Here is a 19,270-nt window from a genome sequence, read left to right as displayed (position 1 = left end):
CACGGACAACCTCGGCCCCGTCAGTGACGTGTCAGGCAGCCGCGCGACGCACGTGCAGATGGCCGTCGAGGGGGTAGGCGGGGGGCGCGGACGCCAGCGTCCTGTCGTACGCGTAACCGCACTTGGCCGCGACGCGGCAGGATGCGGGGTTGTCCACCTGGTGGAGCAGTTCGAGGCGCTCCAGGCCGTCGGCCCGGAAGGCGTCCAGGGACCAGGCGGTGAGGGCCTCCAGGGCCCGCGGGGCCACACCCCGGCCCCGTGCCTCCGCCGCCGTCCAGTAGCCGACCTCGGCGGAGGCCTTGCCGGACGCGACCTCCTTGAGGACGACATTGCCCACCAACCGCGCCGGCGCCGCGCCCCGGGCCGCCTCCAGGACGGCGAAGCCGAACCGGACCCCCGCCGCCCAGCCCCGCTCCTGGGCCCGCACCCACCCCAGTCCGTCGTCCTCGCACTCCAGCCCGGGGTCCGGGGAGGCCTCGACCAGTGCGGCGACGTCCTCCACGCGCCAGGGGCGGAGAACGAGAGCGGAAGCGGTCGGTGTCGCGGCGGCCCCGAGCGTGACGGAAGTGATCATCGGCCGATCGTAGCCAGAGTGGCCGGACATGTGACCACATCCCCGTCAGGCATACCTCTCGAAGAGGGCGTGGATGTAGCCCTCCAGTCTCCGGGTCAGGACACGGGCCGTCAGGTCGGCGCGGCCCAGTTCACGCCAGGGCACGCCGACCTTCTCCGCGTCCGGAGCGAAGCCCAGCGCGTCCAGGAGACGCCAGTACAGGTGGGCGGTGCGGTCCTCGGTCAGGGTTCCTCCCGCGGCGGCATAGCGGTCCGCGAAGCTCATCCCCGCGGGAACCCCGTGCAGCAGGGCGAGCGCCGTCGAGCAGTGCGCCACGTCCAGGTCGGCGGGCCCCCAGGAGGTCTCCACCCAGTCGACGACGCCACTGATCCGAAGATCCCCGTCCGCACCGGTGAAGAGGACGTTCCCGGGATGGAAGTCCCGGTGCAGGAAGCGGCCTCGGTACTCCGGCGGATCCTGGCGGATGACGTCGACGGCGCGCTGCCAGAGCTCGGGCCGCTCGGTGGCCGCGGGCGGCGTCACGCGCTCGGGAGAGGCCCAGGCCTGATAGGTGCGGGGCCGCTGGTGCGCGGCTGTCGGCAGCCGATGGATACGCACCAGTTGGCGGGCCAGCAGTTCGGCGCGGTCGCCGGCGTTCCGGTCGTCCAGACGCACGGTTCCCGGCAGCAGGGACATCAGCAGGGAGGGGTGGTCGCAGTACTGCGCCGTCGCGTCCACCGCCACCAGCGTGGCCGCGGGTACGTCCGTGTCACCGAGCAGGCGCAGGATCTCCGCTTCACGGGTCAGCAGGCCCTCCGCGTGCCGGACGAAGAAGGGCTTGACGAAGGACCGCAGGACGAGCGAGCGCCGGCCGTCCGGGCCACCCAGGTCCAGGCGCCGCATCTCCGAGGTCCAGCCACCGCGCAGCCGCTCGACCTGCTCGATGCGTTCCGCCCCGGGCAGGCCCTTCTCCACCCAGGAGCGCGTGGCCCCCCAGGCCTCACCGTCGAGATCCGCACCCATGCCCTCAGCCCCCTCGCCCGAACTCATGGAGGCAGACTATCCGTCACGGTGACCTCTGGCCTCGCCTCCCCGGGCGAGCGGCCGGCCCACACCGGAACGTACGAATCACGGCGCCGTGCCCGTCATACGGATGACCAGTTGACGGCGGGGGCGCCACCGGCAACCGTGACCGGCATGGGGAACGAACACCGGCTGCTCACTCTCGCCGTCTGCCTGATCCTGGGCGGCGGGCTGATCGCAGCGGTACTGGGGGCGTCGCGGGCGGCCGGTCCGCACGCCGGGGCGGCGGACGGACGGCCGGTCGCGTCCGACTACGTGGACATCCGCGATGTCCCGCGCCTGCCGGCGGCCGCTCCCGCCTCCGGGTCCGAGGGATCCGCCGGGTCGATGGTGGTGGATTGCGGCCGCAACGAGCAGGGCCACTACAACGAGGACAACCTCGTGGTCTCGCCCGGGCTGCTGGGCGGCGCCCATCACACGCACGCCTACGTGGGGAACCTCTCCACCGACGCGCTGTCGACGGAGGCTTCGCTGGACGCGGCCGACACGAGCTGTGCGGGCGGCGACCGGTCCACGTACTACTGGCCCGTCCTGCGTCGCCCCGACCGCCCGGGCACGCGCCCGCACGAGGACTCTGCGGGGCACGGCAACGTCGGCGAGATCGTGCCGGAGACCTCGGTCCTGGTGGAGTTCCGCGGCAACCCCGTGAGCAAGGTGGTGCCGATGCCGCGGTTCCTGCGCGCGATGACCGGCGACGCCGTCGCGTACACCGCGGACAGCGAGGCCGACGTCCGGGCCCGCTGGGGGTGTTCGGGCTCCCCGGACCGGGCCACCACCCGTTACCCGCGCTGCCCCGCGGGCGAGCGCGTCACCCGCACCCTGGTCTTCCCGAGCTGCTGGAACGGCCTCGACACCGTCGGCGTCACGCACCGTTCGCATCTGCTCTTCACCGCCGCGAACGGTGTCTGCCCGAAGGACACCTTCCCGGTGCCGGAACTGCGCGTCTCCCTCGCCTACGAGATCCCCCCGGGGCTGAACGTGGCCCTCGACTCCTTCCCCGAGCAGCGGCACAGCCCGAAGACCGATCACGCGATGTTCGTGAACGCGATGACCGACCGGCAGATGGCGGCGGTCGTCGACTGCATCAACGAGGGCCGCGGCTGCCGGACCTGAGTGACGCAGGTCACGTGAACCGAATCCGCCCCGGTGGCGTGTTCCGACCGCACCACATATGCGAGGAAGACGGAGAGGGTGAGATGGCCGGACCACTGTGGCCCCGCACTCGGCGGGGCTCGACCGATGAGGCACTGATCAAGTCGGTGTACGAGGAGCACGGTCACGCCCTGCTCGCGTACGCCACCCGGCTGACCGGAGACCGGGCCGCCGCCGAGGATGTCGTACAGGAGACGCTGATCCGGGCCTGGCGCCACTCCGAGGTGCTGGTCAACGGAAAGGGCTCGGTGCGCGGCTGGCTGCTCACGGTGGCCCGCAACATCATCACCGACCGCTACCGGGCCAAGGCCGCCCGGCCGCCCGAGGTCTCGGGAGCCTCGTCCGCTCCCCCGGTGGAGGCGGACCACGCCGATTCCGTGGTGGACAGCATGACGGTCCTGGGGGCCCTCGATCAGCTGTCGCCGGAACACCGCGACGTCCTGAAGGAGTTGTACTACCGACAGCTCAGCGTCGCGGAGGCGGCCGACAGTCTCGGCATCCCGGCGGGTACGGTCAAATCTCGCTCGCACTACGCCCTCAAGGCGCTGCGCGACGTCTTCAAGAGCGACGGATTCAGGGACATCGGTTCCAGAGAAGGAAAGCGATCGGGCAGGCCGCCCCAGCAGCCCGCCGGACTGCGTGAGGTGGTGGCATGAACCGGCTGAGGCACGAGGAGGAACTGCTCGGCCCCTACGTACTCGGTGTCCTGGACGCCGAGGAGATCCGCCGGGTCGAGGAACACACGAGCGGATGCGTGCAGTGCCGGGAGGAGGTGGCCGCGTTGCGCGAGATGGAGGCGGCTCTGGGCGAGGTGCCCGACGAGGCGTTCCTCGACGGACCGCCGCATGGCGGTGACCTGCTGCTCCAGCGCACCCTGCGGCAGATGCGCGGTGAGCGGGCCGGTGATGCGCGCCGGCGGGCGGGGTTCGCGGGACTGGCGGTGGCGGCCTCGCTGGCCGCCGTGTTCTGGGCCGGTACCCAGCTGGGTACGGGCGATCCGGACGCCGTCGCGCTGCCTGTGCCGCCGTCCCCGACGGCCACGGCGAGCCCTTCCCCGCCGCCCGCCGGGACCAAGGTGCTCTCCGCGACCGACAAGGCCACGGGTGCGCGGATGACCGTACAGATGACGCCCGCCACCAAGTGGGTGCGGGTGCACGCGGCGGTCACGGGCGTGCCGCCGGGCGAGCGGTGCCGGCTGGTCGTGGTCTCCAAGAACGGGACGCGCACCACCGCCGCGGGCTGGGTCACGGGCAGCCAGGAGAACGGCGAGGCCAAGGGCGCGGCGCTGGACGGTTCGGCGGCCGTGGACCCGGCGGACGTCAAGGCGATCCTGGTCGAGAACGAGTCGGGCCGGACGTTCGTGTCCGTACCGGTCTGACCGGTACGGTCCGGTCCGACCGTACCGGTCGGACCGGACCGGGGGCGGACGGGACGGGAACGTGACGGAGCCCGGGAGCATATCCAGCTCCCGGGCTCCTGTGTGCCACCCAATTGCGCACACCGGCACGTTTAAGAGTCGCGGATCATTCTTAGATCGACGTGTTCTACCTTTGAACTACCGCGCCATGAGGAGAGGCACAGAGGGGACTTGAACCCCCATCCATCGATGATCGTCCACGCTCGGTCGATCCGGTGTTCGGCGGCGAATACTGAGACTGGAGCGATAATCTGAGATTGAAGGGCCGCCTCTACCAGCTTGGGCCACCCCGGCTCGTAATGCCGGGGGAGGGATTCGAACCCCCAACTGACACCCTCGTTCAGCTTCAACATCAGTTTCAGCTTGCGCTCTCGCGCACCCCCTGCAGACATACAGAGGGAGTCTTAGGGGCTACTTGAACAAGTAGCCGAACACCGCGTCGCCGACCCGCTGGTCGGTGACCTCGGCGCTGTTGGCCTCCTCGCGGGCGAACTTGACGGCCTGCTGGAGCTTCTCCACGCGGTCGAGCAGCTCGTTGACCCGGCGGGCGGGCAGCGCACCGGAGAACTTCACGGTCGTCCAGTACCCGACCGGAACGTCCTCGTAGTACACCTCGACCTGCGCCGGGTGCTTCTCGGTGGCTTCGGCCTTCACGTGGTTGCGCGGCACCTTCTTGGTACGGATGGTGCGCACCGCGTCCGTCTTCCAGGAGTCCGTGGACGGGTCCAGGTTCCAGGATTCGGAGGCGTCCAGCACCGGCAGCTTCCGCACGAAGGTGTGCATGTCGGTGAGCTGCTTCTCCAGGAAGAGCAGGTACGGCACGGGCACCTGCGCCAGCAGGACCGTCCCGTCCACGACGACATCGGCGGCCGCGGTGCGGTTGGCCCAGTCCTTGGTGGCCGTCACGTCGAACAGCCGCGTCAGGGTCCCCGCCGTCGCCCGCAGCACGTCCTCGGCCTTGACCTGCACCCGGGTGGACTCGGGCGGCAGCTGCTCGCCCTCCTCGTCCTTGGGCTGGTAGGTCCGGGAGATTCCGGCCAGCAGGGCGGGCTTCTGGACGTCGTGGTGAGCCTGGGTGAGCTCCTGGAGGGATTTGGACTTGACGCCCTTTTCCACTGCGATGATCTGATTCAGCTTCGGCACGTGATCAACCTAGCAGCCGATTGTCCGATCATTCACCAGGATTTCCGGCACGTGCGCCCGGTCCAGCAGCCGGCGCATGTCCTCCGGCGGAAGCGCGGGGTTGGCGGCCGCGGCGGCCGCGATGTCGGGGTCCGGATCGGCGAGCAGTTCGCGGATCCGGGCCACGGGGAGCCGGGGGTCCCGGGCGGCGGCCGCGCGCGTATCGGGGTCCCGGCTGAAGCGGTCGAGGAGTTCCGGTTCCAGGCCGGGGTCGCGCAGGGCCAGCCGCCGGCGTTGCGGGTCCGGTGAGTCGCCGAAGCGGGCGGCGAGCCCGGCGACGGGGAAGCGCGGCCGGGTGATGAGCATCTGCACGGCGCGGTGGGTGCCGTGCAGGTAGAGGTCGAGGAGCAGCTCGGGCGGCGGTTCCGGGTGGAACTCGGCGAGCAGCAGACGTACGGCGAAGTCCGGGTCCCCTGCCAGCAGTTCGACCGCGTCGGCCGGCAGGCCGGGGCAGACCGCGGCGCTGCGCCGCAGCCAGGTGTGCGCCGACCGGGCGCACCGCCGCAGGCACTCGGCGTCCTCGCGGCGCTCCCACACCCAGTCGAGGACGGGCAGCCGGTCCTCGGCGTCCACGGTGTGGTCGATGGCGGCGCGCTCGGACTCGCTCAGCTCGGGACGGGCGGAGATCCGGAGCCGGACCTGCGGATCGGGGTCGACGGCCAGGCGCGCCACCAGGTCGGGCGGCAGGGTGGGGTTGGCGGCGATCGCCGCGAGCCGTTGGCCCCCGGCGACCACGTGTTCGGCGAGCTCCCGGGTGAGCCGGCCGGTCTGCAGGATGTCGGTCACCTGCCACGAGTCGCCCAGTTCCCCGACCAGCCGGGTGGTCGCTTCCTCGTCCTCGTGGCAGATGCGCACGGCGGCTGCCCGCCGGACGCCGGGATCCTCGTCGTGCAGGAGCCGTTCGCGGGTCTGCCGCGCGAGCCGGTCCCAGGCGCGGCAGGACGCCCGGCGGAACAGAGGGTCCTCGTGGTCCGCGAGGGTCGCCAGGATGTGGTGGGGCGTCGCGCCCGACTCGACCAGTTCGTATCGCACCAGGGGGCCCGGGTAGGCCAGCAGCCGTTCGTACGCGTGGTCGGGCAGGGGTTCCGCCCGTCGTCGGTACGCGAGGGTACCCATGGCGAGCGCGAGGCTGATGCGCGGGTCGGGATCGTCGAGCAGCCGGGCGCGCTGGCCGGGGTCGGCGTCGGCGTTCTCCGCGAAGGCGCACCGCACCCGGCGGTCCGGGTGCGCGAGGATCGCGTCGACCACCTCCGGCGGCAGATCGCTCCGCCGCGGAACCACCCATCGCACCCACTCGTCTTCGAGGCCGAGCAGCCGTACCAGCACGTCCGGCGGTGCGGCTGTGTTCACCAGGAGCCCGTGCAGCAGCCCCGTCCACCGATCATCCATGCCCCGGCCCCTCCCCCGTTGATCCGAAGCGGGCAGCGTAACAAGGAAGCCCACAGCCGGACCGATCATCACATTGCGGTCCATGACATCCTGTGACGTCATGACTCGCCGGACGGTATCGGCGGACGTCCGGGGAATTTGGGGAAGGTCCATGAGGCTCTGCTTCCTGGTGGAGGAGCACTACCGCCACGACGGCATGCCGAACGAGGTGATCCGGCAGCTGACGGCGTGGGGGCACAGCGTGGACGTCGTACGGCCGGGCGGCTCGCTCCTGCGCATGACCGAGGTGGTGGACGCGGGCGCGCACGACGCCTGGGTCCTCAAGACGGTGTCCGGCGGCCCGGGTCTGACGCTGCTCGAAGCCGCCGCCGCGGCCGGGACGACCACTGTCAACGACGCCCGGTCGATCCGTGGCGTACGGGACAAGGCGCTGGCCGCCGCCCTCGGGCGCGGCCGGGGGCTCCCGCTGCCGCCGACGTACGCCGTGGCCCGCCCCGAGTTGCTCAGGGAGATCCCGGCGGCGGAGTACCCGCTCGTCGTCAAGCCCGCCGACGGCAGCTCCGGGCGGGCCGTGCACCTGGTGTCCTCGCCGGAGCGGCTGGAGTCGCTGCTGCCCGTGCTGGCGGGCGAGGGGCTGCTCATCGCCCAGCCGTACGTGCCCAACTCGGGGACGGACATCAAGGTGTACGCGGTCGGCGGGGAGCTGTTCGCGACCGAGCGGTGTTCGCCGCTGCACCCGGACCCCTCCGTACGGGAGCGCCGCGTGCCGCTGTCGGCCGAAGTGGCGGCGATCGCCACACAGGTGGGGGCGGTCTACGGGCTGGACCTGTACGGCGTGGACGTGCTGCTGGGCCCGGACGGGCCGGTGGTCGTCGACGTGAACGACTTCCCGAGCTTCCGTCAGGTGCCGGACGCGGCCGCGCGGGTGGCCCGGGCGGTCCTGGAGCTGGCGCGGGCGGGCGGTTCCGCGCAGCCGCCGGCGCCCGTGGCGCTGCCGTACCCGCTGCCCCTGTCGATCCCGGCGCAGGTCTCGGCCGTGGGGGGCGACGGCGCGTGAAGGTCGGCCTGATCACCCCGGATCCCGGGCATCCGCTGCTGGCGGACACGACGGCCCTGCTGGCCCCGGAACACGCGGTCGAGGCCCTCGATCCGCTCACCCTCGGGGACGTGCCGCTGCCGCTCGCCGAGGTGTACCTGCTGAAGTCGCGGACACCGCACGCGCTGGGTCTCGCGCGCCACCTGGAACGGCGGGGAGCGGCCGTGGTGAACTCCGCCTCGGCCACCGCGCTGTGCCAGGACCGTACGGAGATGGCCGAGCTCGCCCTGCGGGCCGGGCTGCCCTTCGCCGCGACCCGTACGCACGACTCCCTCGGGGCCTGGGCGGCCGGGGCCCGGCTCGACGCCCCCGTGGTGGTCAAGAGCCGGCGCAGCCGCCGGGGCGACCTCGTCGCCCGCGTCGACGACGTGGCACGCCTGCGGGAGTTGGCGCGGGAGTGGCCGCACGAGCCGGTCGTGGTGCAGGAGTACGCGCCCAACAGCGGCTGGGACCACAAGCTGTGGGCCATAGGGGACCAGGTCTTCTCGGCCCTGCGCCGGTCCGAGCTCTCCCCCGGGGGCCGTGGTCCCACCCGTCCCCTGCCCCTGGCGGAACTGCCGTCCGGCTGGGCCGGTCTGGTGCGCGAGGTGGGCGCGGTGTTCGCACTGGACGTCTACGGCGTGGACATCATCGACACCGGCGGCGGGACACCGCTGATCGTGGACATCAACGCCTTCCCCGGAGTCCGGGGCCAGGCCGGCGCCCCGGAGGCCCTCGCGGCACTGGCCCTGCGCCGGGCCGCGGGGCGGGGCTAGCGCCTGCCGGGCAGGTCCGGACGGGGGAATGCGCGGGGCATGACGGCCGTGGCCCGGTGTCGTGGCACGGCGGGGCGAAGGGCGCCCTGAGGATCGGGGCATGGGCGTCGTCCTGCCGGTCCTCTTCGCGCTGTTCGCGGCGTTCAGCAACGCGCTCGCCACCGTGCTCCAGCGGCGCGCCGCGCTCACCGTGCCGCAGAGCGACGGCTTCCGCCTCGGCCTGGTCCTCGATCTGCTGCGGCGCCCGCTGTGGATCGGCGGCATCCTGGCCGTGATCGCGGCGGGGGCCGGGCAGGCCCTCGCGCTGGCCACCGGCGCGCTGGCGCTCGTGCAGCCGCTGTTCGTGCTGGAGTTGCCGCTCGCGCTGCTGATCGCCTCGCTGATGACGCGGCAGCGGCTGCCGCGGGCGCTGTGGCTGGCCGTGGCGGGGGTGGTGGCGGGGCTCGGGGTCGCGCTCGTGGCCGCCTCGCCCATGGGCAACCGGACGGACGTGCCGGCCGAGCGCTGGGTGGTGGCCCTGGCGGCGAGCGCGGTCGTCGTGGCCGCCCTGGCCGTGGCCGGGCTGCGCCTCCCGCCCGGCCGCGCCCGGGCCGGCTGCCTCGGTGCCGCCACCGCCGTCTGTTACGCGCTCACCGCCGCACTGATGAAGTCCGCGGTGCACGTCCTCGACGACGACGGCTTCGTCGCCTTCCTGACCACCTGGGAGACGTACGCCTTCGGGGCGAGCGGCATCTGCGCCCTGCTCCTGCTGGAACACGCCATGCAGGGCGGAACGCTGGTCGCCTCGCAGCCCGCGCTGACCCTCGGCGACGCGAGCATCAGCATCGCGCTGGGGGTGGTGCTGTACGAGGAACACCTGCGGTCGGGCTGGTGGCTGCTCCCCCAGCTGCTGGGCATCGGCTTGATCTGCGCGGGCGTCCTGGCGCTGGCCCGGGCCGGGGAGGGCGCGCCCTGAGGCCGGGTAGCGTGCCGGTCAATCGAGCGGAGGGCGGGATCCATGCGAGCGGTGGTCTTCGAGCGGTACGGCGAGCAGGCCGAGGTACGGGAGGTGGCGGAGCCGGGTCCGCCGGCGGGCGGGGTGGTGGTGCGGGTGGAGGCCACCGGGCTGTGCCGCAGCGACTGGCACGGCTGGATGGGGCACGACCCGGACATCGTGCTGCCGCACGTCCCCGGGCACGAACTCGCGGGTGTGGTCGAGGCCGTGGGGACCGGCGTCGTGAACTGGCGGGCCGGCGACCGGGTCACGGCGCCGTTCGTGTGCGCCTGCGGCAGCTGCGCCGACTGCGCGGCCGGCGACCACCAGGTGTGCGCGCGGCAGACGCAGCCCGGGTTCACGCACTGGGGGTCCTTCGCCGAGTACGTGGCCCTGGACCACGCCGACGTGAATCTGGTGGCGGTGCCCGAGGAGCTCTCGTACGCGACGGCGGCCGGTCTCGGCTGCCGCTTCGCGACGGCGTTCCGGGCGGTGGTGGCGCGGGGCCGGGTGGCGGCGGGCGAATGGGTGTCCGTGTACGGCTGCGGCGGGGTGGGGCTCTCCGCCGTGATGATCGCGGCGGCGGCCGGGGCCCGGGTGATCGCCGTGGACACGGCGCCGGGGGCGCTGGATCTGGCGCGGACGTTCGGCGCCGTGCACTGCGTGGACGCCCGGGACGGCGCCGACACCGCGCAGGCCGTCCGGGAGGCGACCGGCGGCGGCGCACACCTGTCGCTCGACGCGCTGGGATCACCGCAGACGGCGGCGGCCTCGGTGGCCGGGCTGCGCCGCCGCGGGCGGCACGTGCAGGTGGGACTGCTGCCCGCGGCGGCCGGCGCGGCGGCCCTGCCGATGGACCGGGTGATCGGCTGGGAGCTGGAGATCCTCGGGAGCCACGGCATGGCGGCGCACGCCTACCCGCCGATGATGGAGATGGTCCGGGGCGGGGTGCTGCGGCCGGACCTGCTGGTCACCTCGACGATCCCGCTCGACGCGGCCCCGGCGGCGCTGGCCGCCATGGGCACGGCGGCCGGGCGCGGGGTCACGATCATCCTCCCTGGATCCGAGCCGCGGCCCCGGCCGGCGGCCTGACGCCGGCCGGGGCTTCGGCGGTGCGGCCGGTGCGGTCCCGGCGGACCCGGAGAAGTCGGGGCCGACGCCGCGAGCTCGGCTCCGGAAGCCGCCCCACCGTGCCCGACCCCGACCCCCGCTCCCCCCGCCGGGTCAGGCCGACGGCAGCGGGGTTCGCGCGTACTTGCCCGACAGCAGGTGGCCCGCGCCCGGGGCCACCGCGTCCAGGTCCAGGGACCGGAGCATCTGGTGGGCCGTGCAGACCGCCGCGGACACCACCGGCTTGCCCAGGAGCTGCTCGGCCTCCTCGATCGCGCCGAGAGAGGGCATCTGCACGCACGCCGAGAGCACGACCGCGTCGGCGTCGGCGTACTCCAGTGCCCGCGCGAGACCCGGCAGCCGGGCCGGGTCATGGGCGGCGACGTCGAGGTTGTCGGGGATTTCGAGGGCCTGGTGGTCGAGGACCTCGATGCCCTCGTGCGTCAGATAGTCCACGACGGTCCGCGTGAGCGGGCGCATGTAGGGGGCCAGCAGCACGATCTTCCGGGCGCCGATGGTGTGCAGCCCGTGGACGAGGGCTCCGGCGCTGGTGACGACCGGGGCGGGCGCGCCGTTCTCGGCGGTCCGCGTGTGCAGGCGCTGCTCCGAGGTGCGGTGGTAGCCGAGGCCCATGCTCATGATGGCCACCAGGCAGGCGTAGCCCAGTACGTCCACCCGGGCGTCGGAGAGTTCCACCGCGCAGCGGTCGGAGTCGGCGTCCATGGCCTTGAGCTGCTCCGGCGTCACATGGGTCATGCGCATCCGGCTGGAGTGGAAGGTGAACCGCTCGTCGGGCACGACGGCCTGGCGGGCCCGGAGGATGGCCGGGACCTCGGTCTCCATGGTGACGTTGGAGCTCGGCACGATCTGGCCGATGCGGTAGGTGCGGGGTGACACGGGTACTCCTTCTTGCCCGGGCGGGTCAGCGGGCGTCGACGACGGGGTTGGTCAGCGTGCCGATGCCTTCGACCGTGGCCTCGACGGTGTCACCGGGGCGCAGGAACTCGGGCGGGACCATGCCGGCGCCGACGCCGGACGGTGAGCCCGTGGCGATGACGTCGCCGGGCTCCAGGGTCATGCCGGAGCTGATGTCGGCGATGAGGCGGGCGATGGGGAAGAGCATGTGCCGGGTGTTCGACTTCTGCTTGGTGACGCCGTTGACGCGCAGCGAGAGGTCGAGGGCCATCGGGTCGGGGATCGCGTCGCGGGTGACGACCACCGGGCCGAAGGGGGCGTAGGAGTCCTGGCCCTTGGAGAAGAACCACTGGCCGGAGCGGCGCTGGTCGCGGGCGCTGATGTCGTTGACGATGCTGAAGCCGAAGATGTGGTCGTACGCCTCCTCCTCGCTCACCCGGAAGGCGGGGCGGCCGATGACGACGGCGAGTTCGCACTCCCAGTCCAGCTGGGTGGTCAGGTCGGCGTTGTGCAGGATCGGCGCTCCGGGGCCGGTGACGGCGGTGGCCGGCTTGCCGAAGAGGACCGGGCGCGGCGGCAGGTCCTTGTCGGTGTCGAGGCTGCGGCTGGACTCCTCGACGTGCTCGATGTAGTTGAGTCCGACACCGATGATCTTGCCGGGGCGCAGGGGTGCGCGCAGGCTCACGTCTTCGAGGCGGTGGACGGCATCGGCCGGCCGGCCGGCGGGGTCCGCGGCGAGCAGCTTCCGGGCCGCTTCCAGGGCGGCGGGCCCGCCCTCGACGAACGAGAGCAGGTCGTGCGGGAGACGGACGCCGGCGTGGTCGGCGAGGACCGCGAGGTCGAGGACGAGGCCGTCGGACTCGGCGCCCAGGCGTCCGGTGGAGTGGTCGGGGCCGGTGGTGAAGGTCAGCAAGCGCATGTGCGGGGGCTCCTCGTGGGTCAGGCGGCGGTGGTGGGCTGGTGGCCGCCGTTGTCGGCGTACGCCTCTTCCCGGTGGAAGCCGAGCGAGCGCATGACGGGGAAGTCGTTGAAGGAGAAGAGGCAGGCGTCCTCGGACCGGTCGAGGTTGTGGTGCTCGTGCCAGGCCCAGGAGGGGACGCAGAAGATGTCGCCCTGCTTCCACTCGAAGCGCCGGCCGGCGATCACCGAGACGCCGTGGCCCTTGGCCGCCGTGTAGATCACCGAGCCGGTGTGACGGTGGGCGAGGGTGGCCTGGCCGGGGCGCAGCAGCTGCATGTGGGCGCCCATGGTGGGCATGACCGGGCCGCCCGTCACCGGGTTGGTGTACTCGGCGATGACCCCGTCGTACGGGGAGCCCTCGGTCGCCTTCGCAAGGCCCCGCAGGGCCTCGTACGTGGGCTCCCAGGGGTAGGCGAGCAGGGGCGACCAGGGCCGGGTCCACTTCTCCACCCCGTACGGCAGCAGGTTCGCCGCGTAGGTCAGGACCGAGGAGTTGATGACCTTTCCGGGGGTCTGGTACAGCTCGGGGTGGACCTCGTAGAAACCGGCGTCCAGGGCGTTGACCAGGGGGATGTCGAGGCCGTCCTGCCAGATGACGGGGGCGTCGTCGGCGTCGTTGCCGTGCTCGTGCCACGTGCCGTTGGGGGTGATGGCGAAGTCGCGGGGGCCGACCTTCAGCTTCTGGCCGTCGACGATGGTCCAGGCCCCGGTGCCCTCGTGGACGAAACGCAGGGCCGCGGCCTGGTGGCGGTGGGCGGTCATGGCCTCGCCGGGGCCCATGATCTGGAGCCCGGTGTAGAGGAGTCCGGCGGCGGCGCTGACCTCCTTGCGGCCCGGGTTGACGAGCATGACGACCCGGCGGCCGGCATCGTCGCCCTTGACGAGGCCGAGGGCCTTGTGGACCAGGGGACGCAGGTCCGCGTAACGCCACAGCACGGGCACGGACCGGGGCTGCGGGTACCAGGGCTCGATGTCGTTGGCGACGGTCCACAGTGCGCCCGCGTCGAGGGTGCCGAGCTCCTCGTAGTACGCGGTGAGTTCGGGGGTGTCGGACACCCGGGCACGGCCGAGCATGGTGTCGTCCTGCTCGATGGTCATACGTCCTCCTCGGAAGCGGCGGGAGCAGTGAACGCCTCGGTGGGCGCGGCCGGCGCGGTGGGCGCGGTGGGCGCGGTGGGCGCGGTGGGCGCGGTGAAGGTGACCGGCGGCCTGGGGCGGTTGTCCACTTCGAGGCGGAAGACGTCGAAGCGGTTGTAGTGGCCGACGATGTCGTGCATCTGCTTGGGCTGGATGCACCGGGCGAGGTCGATCTCGCCGTAGACGATCCCCTCCTCGTCGACGAGGGGCTCGGTGACCGGGCGGCCGTCGGGGCCGAAGATCCCGGACAGGGCGCTGCGCGGGCGCGTGAACTGCCTCCGCAGCTCCTCGTCGTCCCCGGCGAGGGCGTCCACGATCTCCGGGGAGATGGTGGAACAGGCCACGACGGAGAAGACCTTGCCCTCGAAGCTGTGGGCGGCGGTGCGGACGGCGATCGCGTCGGCCATGTCGTAGTCGGCGGGGGCGACGGGCAGGGCGATGTAGCAGGAGGCGTGGACGAGTTCGCCCTGCGCGAGGAGGGCGAAGCGGGCCAGGGTGTTGGTGTTCTCGCCGCAGGCCAGCGCGCCGAGCGGGCCGACCGGGGTGTCGTGGACGACCAGCGAGCTGCCGTCGCCGCCGGTCCAGGTGAGCTTCTCGGCCCAGGTCGGCACCAGCTTGCGGTGCACACCGAGGAGTTCGCCGTCGGGTCCGATGGTGAGCAGGGTGTTGTAGAGGACGCCGAGGCTGTGCGCGGCCCGCTCGTTGACCCCGATGACGAGGACGATGCCGTGTCGGCGGGCCGCCGCGCGCAGGGTGTCGACGTGCAGGCCGGGGATGTCGACGGAGGCGCGCTGGAGCCGCTCGAACCAGGGCGAGCCCTGGACCGGGTTCATCGTCCAGTTCCAGTAGGGGTAGCCGGGGACGAACACCTCGGGGAAGACGACGAGTTCGGCGCCGCCCGCCGCGGCCTCGGCGATCAGGGCGACGGCCTTGTCGACGGTGGCGGCGGGATCGAGGTAGACGGGCGCGGCCTGGACGGCCGCCGCCGTGAAGCGGGGCAGGTGGTCCCTGTTCATGTGCGTGGGCACCTCCGGCTCATCGGTGGGCGGGTACGGCCGCGCGGGGCAGCCAGCGGCGGTGGACGGACTCGGCGGGCTGCCGCAGGAGTTCGAGGCGCGGCGGGATCCGGTCGGTGCGTGCCGACGGGGGCCGCCCGCTGCCCGCCCGCCAGGCGCGCGCCCAGGGCGCGGCCGGGCCCTGGTAGCCCTGGGCGGCCGCGGCGTGCAGGGTCCACAGCGGATCGTGGAGCTGGGCGCGGCCGACGCCGCACAGGTCCGCCCGGCCTGCCAGGATGATCGAGTTCACGTCGTCGTACGTGGAGATCGCGCCGACGGCGATGGTGGGGACCCCGGTGGCGTTGCGGATGAGGTCGGCGTACGGAGTCTGGTAGCTGCGGCCGTAGCGGGGCCGCTCGTGGGCGACGACCTCGCCGGTGGAGACGTCGATGGCGTCGGCGCCCGCCTCGGCGAGCGCGCCCGCGATCCTGACGGCGTCGGCCTCGGTGGTGCCGCCCTCGGCCCAGTCGGCGGCGGAGATCCGCACGAGGAGCGCCTTGCCGGCCGGCCACACCTCCCGTACGGCGCGCAGCACTTCGAGGGGGAGCCGCAGCCTGCCGTCCAGATCGCCGCCGTACTCGTCGGTGCGCAGGTTGGTCAGCGGGGACAGGAAGCCCGACAGCAGGTGCCCGTGCCCGTACTGGAGTTCCAGCGCGTCGAAGCCCGCCCGGTCGGCCCGCCGGGCCGCGGCCGCGAAGTCCCGTACGAGGGCGTCCATGTCGGCCCGGTCGGCCTCGCGCGGCACCGGGCCGCGCTCGTCCCAGGGCAGCGCCGAGGCGGCGACCGGCTGCCCGCCGCCGTGGGTGGCCGCGCGGCGTCCGGCGTGGGTGAGCTGGATGCCGAGGCAGGTGTCGGTCTGGCCGTGGACGAAGTCGGTGAGGCGCCGCCAGGCCGCCTCCTGTTCGTCGTTCCACAGTCCGGGGCAGCCGGGGGTGGCCCGGCCGTCGGCGCTGACGGCCGTCATTCCGGCGAGGACCAGCCCGGCGCCGCCGATGGCCTGCGTGCTGAGGTGGACGAGGTCGAAGTCGCCGGGGACCCCCTCGCGCGCGGTGTGCAGGGCGGTGGGCGGTACGACGACCCGGTTGCGCAGCAGCAGTCCGCCCAGCTGGTAGGGGCGGAACATCGGCGGCACGGCCGAGGAGCGGTTGACCGCGGTGGTGAAGCCCTCGTCGCGCACGCGCAGGTTGTCGTAGGTGACGCGCCGGCTGCGGGTGAGGAGGTTGAAGGCGAACTGGTGCGGGTCCTGGCCGGTGTACCGGTCGATGTGCTCGAACCACTCCAGGCTGGCCTGGGCCGCGCGCTGGGTGGATTCCACCACCGGCCTGCGCTCGTCCTCGTAGGCGGCGAGGGCGGTCGGCACGTCCGGGTGCTCGTGCAGGCTGGCCGCGAGCACGAGGGCGTCCTCCATGGCGAGCTTGGTGCCGGAGCCGATGGAGAAGTGCGCGGTGTGGGCGGCGTCGCCGAGCAGCACGACGTTCTCGTGCCGCCAGGTCTTGTTGCGGACCGTGGTGAAGCGCAGCCACTTGGAGTTGTTGGGGATCAGGCGGTGGCCGTCGAGGTGGTCCGCGAGGAGTTCCTCGCAGCGCCGGATGCTGTCCTCGTCGCTGGTGCCGGGCGGATGGTCGCGGTCGGCGAACTCCTCGAAGCCGGCGCGCCGCCACGCGTCCTCCGCCATCTCCACGATGAAGGTGGAGCGGGTGGCGTCGTAGGGGTAGGCGTGCACCTGGAGGGTGCCGAAGTCCTGCTCGTCGACGATGAAGGTGAAGGCCTCGAAGACCTTGTCCGTGCCGAGCCACATGTAGCGGCCGGAGCGCTCGTCGAGGTCGGGGGCGAAGGTGTCGGCGTAGGCGGCGCGGGTGGCCGACCGTACGCCGTCGCACGCCACCACCAGGTCGTACTCGGCAGCGAGTTCGGCCGCGGGCGGGGACTGGGTGCGGTAGCGGACGTCCACCGCCAGGTCGGCGCAGCGCTGCTGGAGGATCCGCAGGAGGTGCCGGCGGCCGAGGGCGGCGAAGCCGTGGCCGCCCGAGGTGAGGGTGCTCCCCCGGTGGCGGACGTCGATGTCGGCCCAGCGGGCGAACTCGGCCGACATCGCCTCGTAGATCTCGCGGTCGGCCTGGGCGATGCCGTCGAGCGTCTCGTCGGAGAAGACGACCCCGAAGCCGAAGGTGTCGTCGGGGGCGTTGCGTTCCCAGACGGTGACCTCCCAGTGCGGGGAGAGCTGCTTGGTGAGGGCCGCGAAGTACAGTCCGCCGGGCCCTCCTCCTATGACTGCGACGCGCACGGCGTGCCTCCTGCTGATGGTGCGGTGGTGAGTAGTTCCGGTTGTTGAAGTCCCGCCGTGCCGAGCAGGTCCCGTACCTCGGCGGGCCAGGGGGTCGACCCGGTGGCGTGGGCGGCGGAGTGGGCGATGACCATGCGGCCGGTGGCCGCCTCGCCGCCCTGCGCGCCCCGTACGGTGAAGGCGTAGTGCAGGGAGGCCGTGCCGACCTTGGTGACCTTGAGCTCGGTGCGCACGGCTTCCCCGAACCAGAGGCGGGCCCGGTAGTCGGCCTCGAAGTGGACCCGGGGCGTGCTGCCGAACAGGTGCGAGAGGCCCAGGCGGTCGAGCAGGACGGCCTCGGCCGCCTCGACCCAGCGCACGACGGTGGAGTGGTGGTAGTGGCCGGCGGCGTCGGTGTCGGTCCACTCGACGCGGCGTTCGACGACGACGCCGGCCGGCTCGGCGGGCGCCGGGGCGGGCGCTGCGTCAAGGGTGGGGCCGGGGGCGGCTTCGGTGCGGGCGCGTTCCCGCAGTTCACCGCGCCGGAGCTTGCCGGTGCCGGTGCGCGGGAGCGCCGTGACGAACTCGATGGCGCGCGGGTACTTGTACGGCGCGATGGTCTGCTTGACGTGGGTCTGGAGCTCGCGGACGGTCGCCCCGCCGGCCGGGACACCGGCGCCCAGGACGACGTACGCCTTCACGAGCATGCCGCGCCGGGCGTCGGGGGCCCCGACGACCGCGCACTCCTCGACGTGCGGGTGGGTGAGGAGGGCCTTCTCGACCTCGGGGCCCGCGATGTTGTAACCGGAGGAGACGATCATGTCGTCGCTGCGCGCGACGTACCAGAAGTAGCCCTCCGCGTCGCGGATGTAGGTGTCGCCGGTGATGTTCCAGCCGTTCCTGACGTACGAGGCCTGGCGCGGGTCCTCCAGGTAACGGCATCCGGTGGGACCGGTGACCGCGAGGAGGCCGGGCTGCCCGTCGGGGACGGGGTCGCCGTTCTCGTCGACCACGGCGGCGCGGTAGCCCGGAACGGGGCGGCCCGTGGAACCGGGCCGGATGTCCTCGTCGGCCGCGGAGATGAAGACGTGCAGCATCTCGGTGGCGCCGATGCCGTCGATGATGCGCAGGCCGGTGGCGGCGTGGAACTCGTGCCACACCGCGGCCGGGAGCGGTTCACCGGCGGACACGCAGCGGCGCAGCCCGGCCAGCCGGTCCACCGCCCCCGCCTCCATGATCGCGCGGTAGGCCGTGGGCGCGGTGAACAGCACGGTCACACCGTGCTCCGCGACGAGGTCGGCCAGCTGCAGCGGGGCGGCCTGTTCGATCAGCAGGGTCGCGGCCCCGGCGTGCAGGGGGAAGACCACCAGCCCGCCGAGCCCGAAGGTGAAGGCGAGGGGCGGTGTGCCGGTGAAGACGTCGTCCGGGCGGGGTTTGAGGACGTGCCGGGAGAACGTGTCGGCGTTGGCCAGGACGTCGCGGTGGAAGTGCAGGGTCGCCTTCGGGCGGCCGGTGGTGCCGGAGGTGAAGGCGATCAGCGCCACGTCGTCCGCGGCCGTGACCACGGTGGTGAACCGGCCGTCCTTGGCGGCGCAGCGCGCGGCCAGGTCCTCCGGCGCGGGGCCCCCGTAGGTGAGGACCGGCAGGTCGGGCAGACCGGGGCGGAGGCCCGGGTCGAGCTCGTCGGCGTAGCGGTGGTCGCACAGGGCGAGCGAAGGCCGGCTGATGTCGGTGAGCTCGGCGAGTTCTCCGGCGCGCAGCAGCGGCATGGTGGTGACGGCGACTCCGCCGGCCTTCAGGACGCCGAACCAGGCGGCGACGAGCCAGGGGTTGTTGGGGCCGCGCAGCAGGACGCGGTTGCCGGGCCGGAGGCCGAAGTCCTCGGTGAGGACCTGGGCGACCTGGTTGGCGCGGTGCTGCAGTTCGCCGTACGTCCAGCGCTCGGTCGGGGTGAGCAGACAGGGGCGGTCGGGGCCGTGCCGCTCGACGGCGTCGTCGAGCAGGCGCTGGGCGCAGTTGAGTCGGTCCGGGTACTCCAACTCCGGTAGTTCGAAGTGGAGTTCGGGCCAGAGCGGGAAGGGCGGAAGCCGATCACGACAGAAGGAATCGGCGTACGCGGAAGGGGAGAGCTCCATGGGGCGGCACCTCAATCAGGGAGCAGCGGGGAGATGAGTGCACGGTATGTCGAATATTTGGCGTCCGTCAATATCTCGCTATATCGAGCGGGGCG

Annotated in this window: 16 protein-coding genes and 2 pseudogenes; 7 read left to right on the top strand and 11 right to left on the bottom strand. The window is 72.8% G+C overall.

Features of this window, described 5'->3' with window-relative positions; genetic code table 11:
- Nucleotides 1–31: 31 nt before the first annotated feature.
- Nucleotides 32–574 (bottom strand): GNAT family N-acetyltransferase, encoded by a 543-nt coding sequence (locus ACZ4YL_RS23970; protein ID WP_468119187.1) that lies wholly within the window; start codon nt 572–574, stop codon nt 32–34.
- A gap of 45 nt (nt 575–619) precedes the next feature.
- Nucleotides 620–1,603 (bottom strand): phosphotransferase family protein, encoded by a 984-nt coding sequence (locus ACZ4YL_RS23965; protein WP_468119185.1) that lies wholly within the window; start codon nt 1,601–1,603, stop codon nt 620–622.
- A 147-nt stretch (nt 1,604–1,750) separates the two neighbouring features.
- Between ACZ4YL_RS23965 and ACZ4YL_RS23960 the strand changes: the two genes are divergently transcribed.
- From ACZ4YL_RS23960 to ACZ4YL_RS23950, 3 genes are all read left to right on the top strand, one after another.
- Nucleotides 1,751–2,749 carry a DUF1996 domain-containing protein gene (locus ACZ4YL_RS23960; RefSeq protein WP_468119183.1) on the top strand — a complete coding sequence of 333 codons (999 nt, stop codon included), beginning with the start codon at nt 1,751–1,753 and terminating at the stop codon, nt 2,747–2,749.
- 83 nt (nt 2,750–2,832) lie between these two features.
- Nucleotides 2,833–3,444: a sigma-70 family RNA polymerase sigma factor gene (locus ACZ4YL_RS23955; protein ID WP_030725819.1), complete on the top strand. Its 612-nt coding sequence runs from the start codon at nt 2,833–2,835 to the stop codon at nt 3,442–3,444.
- Nucleotides 3,441–4,166: an anti-sigma factor family protein gene (locus ACZ4YL_RS23950; RefSeq protein ID WP_468119181.1), complete on the top strand. Its 726-nt coding sequence runs from the start codon at nt 3,441–3,443 to the stop codon at nt 4,164–4,166. Before ACZ4YL_RS23955 ends, ACZ4YL_RS23950 begins: the two co-directional genes overlap by 4 nt.
- 450 nt (nt 4,167–4,616) lie before the next feature.
- Here ACZ4YL_RS23950 and ACZ4YL_RS23945 read toward each other — a convergent pair whose 3' ends face one another.
- Nucleotides 4,617–5,348, bottom strand: coding sequence for a DUF7873 family protein (locus ACZ4YL_RS23945; protein WP_351153106.1), 732 nt, complete (start codon nt 5,346–5,348; stop codon nt 4,617–4,619).
- 9 nt (nt 5,349–5,357) lie between these two features.
- Complete coding sequence (locus ACZ4YL_RS23940) at nt 5,358–6,776, bottom strand: hypothetical protein (protein ID WP_468119179.1); 1,419 nt, start codon at nt 6,774–6,776, stop codon at nt 5,358–5,360.
- Nucleotides 6,777–6,927: 151 nt separating this feature from the next.
- On the opposite strand from ACZ4YL_RS23940, the gene ACZ4YL_RS23935 reads away from it, so the two are divergent.
- The 4 genes from ACZ4YL_RS23935 to ACZ4YL_RS23920 all read left to right on the top strand — a co-directional run bounded on the left by ACZ4YL_RS23935 (nt 6,928) and on the right by ACZ4YL_RS23920 (nt 10,692).
- The gene (locus tag ACZ4YL_RS23935) at nt 6,928–7,833 is read left to right on the top strand and encodes an ATP-grasp domain-containing protein (RefSeq protein ID WP_468119177.1); all 906 of its coding nucleotides are present in this window, start codon (nt 6,928–6,930) and stop codon (nt 7,831–7,833) included.
- A complete protein-coding gene (locus tag ACZ4YL_RS23930) occupies nt 7,830–8,627 on the top strand; it encodes an ATP-grasp domain-containing protein (protein WP_468119176.1) in 798 nt (265 codons plus the stop codon). The genes ACZ4YL_RS23935 and ACZ4YL_RS23930 overlap by 4 nt, the downstream gene beginning before the upstream one ends.
- A 100-nt stretch (nt 8,628–8,727) precedes the next feature.
- Complete coding sequence (locus ACZ4YL_RS23925) at nt 8,728–9,582, top strand: DMT family transporter (RefSeq protein WP_468119174.1); 855 nt, start codon at nt 8,728–8,730, stop codon at nt 9,580–9,582.
- Between the two features lie 42 nt (nt 9,583–9,624).
- On the top strand, nt 9,625–10,692 hold the full coding sequence (locus tag ACZ4YL_RS23920) for a zinc-binding dehydrogenase (RefSeq protein WP_468119172.1): 1,068 nt from the start codon (nt 9,625–9,627) through the stop codon (nt 10,690–10,692).
- A 132-nt stretch (nt 10,693–10,824) separates the two neighbouring features.
- On the opposite strand, the gene ACZ4YL_RS23915 is transcribed toward ACZ4YL_RS23920, so the two are convergent.
- The 7 genes and pseudogenes from ACZ4YL_RS23915 to ACZ4YL_RS23885 form a co-directional block, all read right to left on the bottom strand.
- Nucleotides 10,825–11,553, bottom strand: a complete 729-nt coding sequence (locus tag ACZ4YL_RS23915; RefSeq protein WP_468119323.1) for a maleate cis-trans isomerase family protein — start codon at nt 11,551–11,553, stop codon at nt 10,825–10,827.
- Nucleotides 11,554–11,632: 79 nt separating this feature from the next.
- The gene (locus ACZ4YL_RS23910) at nt 11,633–12,544 is read right to left on the bottom strand and encodes a fumarylacetoacetate hydrolase family protein (protein WP_468119170.1); all 912 of its coding nucleotides are present in this window, start codon (nt 12,542–12,544) and stop codon (nt 11,633–11,635) included.
- Nucleotides 12,545–12,564: 20 nt separating this feature from the next.
- Nucleotides 12,565–13,683 carry a cupin domain-containing protein gene (locus ACZ4YL_RS23905; RefSeq protein ID WP_468119168.1) on the bottom strand — a complete coding sequence of 373 codons (1,119 nt, stop codon included), beginning with the start codon at nt 13,681–13,683 and terminating at the stop codon, nt 12,565–12,567.
- Nucleotides 13,680–14,738 carry a carbon-nitrogen hydrolase family protein gene (locus ACZ4YL_RS23900; RefSeq protein WP_468119166.1) on the bottom strand — a complete coding sequence of 353 codons (1,059 nt, stop codon included), beginning with the start codon at nt 14,736–14,738 and terminating at the stop codon, nt 13,680–13,682. Before ACZ4YL_RS23900 ends, ACZ4YL_RS23905 begins: the two co-directional genes overlap by 4 nt.
- Nucleotides 14,739–14,757: 19 nt before the next feature.
- On the bottom strand, nt 14,758–17,061 hold the full coding sequence (locus tag ACZ4YL_RS23895; RefSeq protein WP_468119164.1) for an oxidoreductase: 2,304 nt from the start codon (nt 17,059–17,061) through the stop codon (nt 14,758–14,760).
- A pseudogene (locus ACZ4YL_RS23890) lies at nt 17,043–17,432 on the bottom strand (acyl-CoA thioesterase); the annotation flags it as partial. The pseudogene ACZ4YL_RS23890 and the gene ACZ4YL_RS23895, both read right to left, overlap by 19 nt.
- A gap of 105 nt (nt 17,433–17,537) precedes the next feature.
- Nucleotides 17,538–19,175: pseudogene (locus ACZ4YL_RS23885) on the bottom strand (AMP-binding protein); the annotation flags it as partial.
- Nucleotides 19,176–19,270 lie beyond the last annotated feature (95 nt).

It is taken from the genome of Streptomyces sp. NPDC030021, from assembly GCF_055574035.1.
This window is presented reverse-complemented; position numbering and strand designations above follow the sequence as displayed.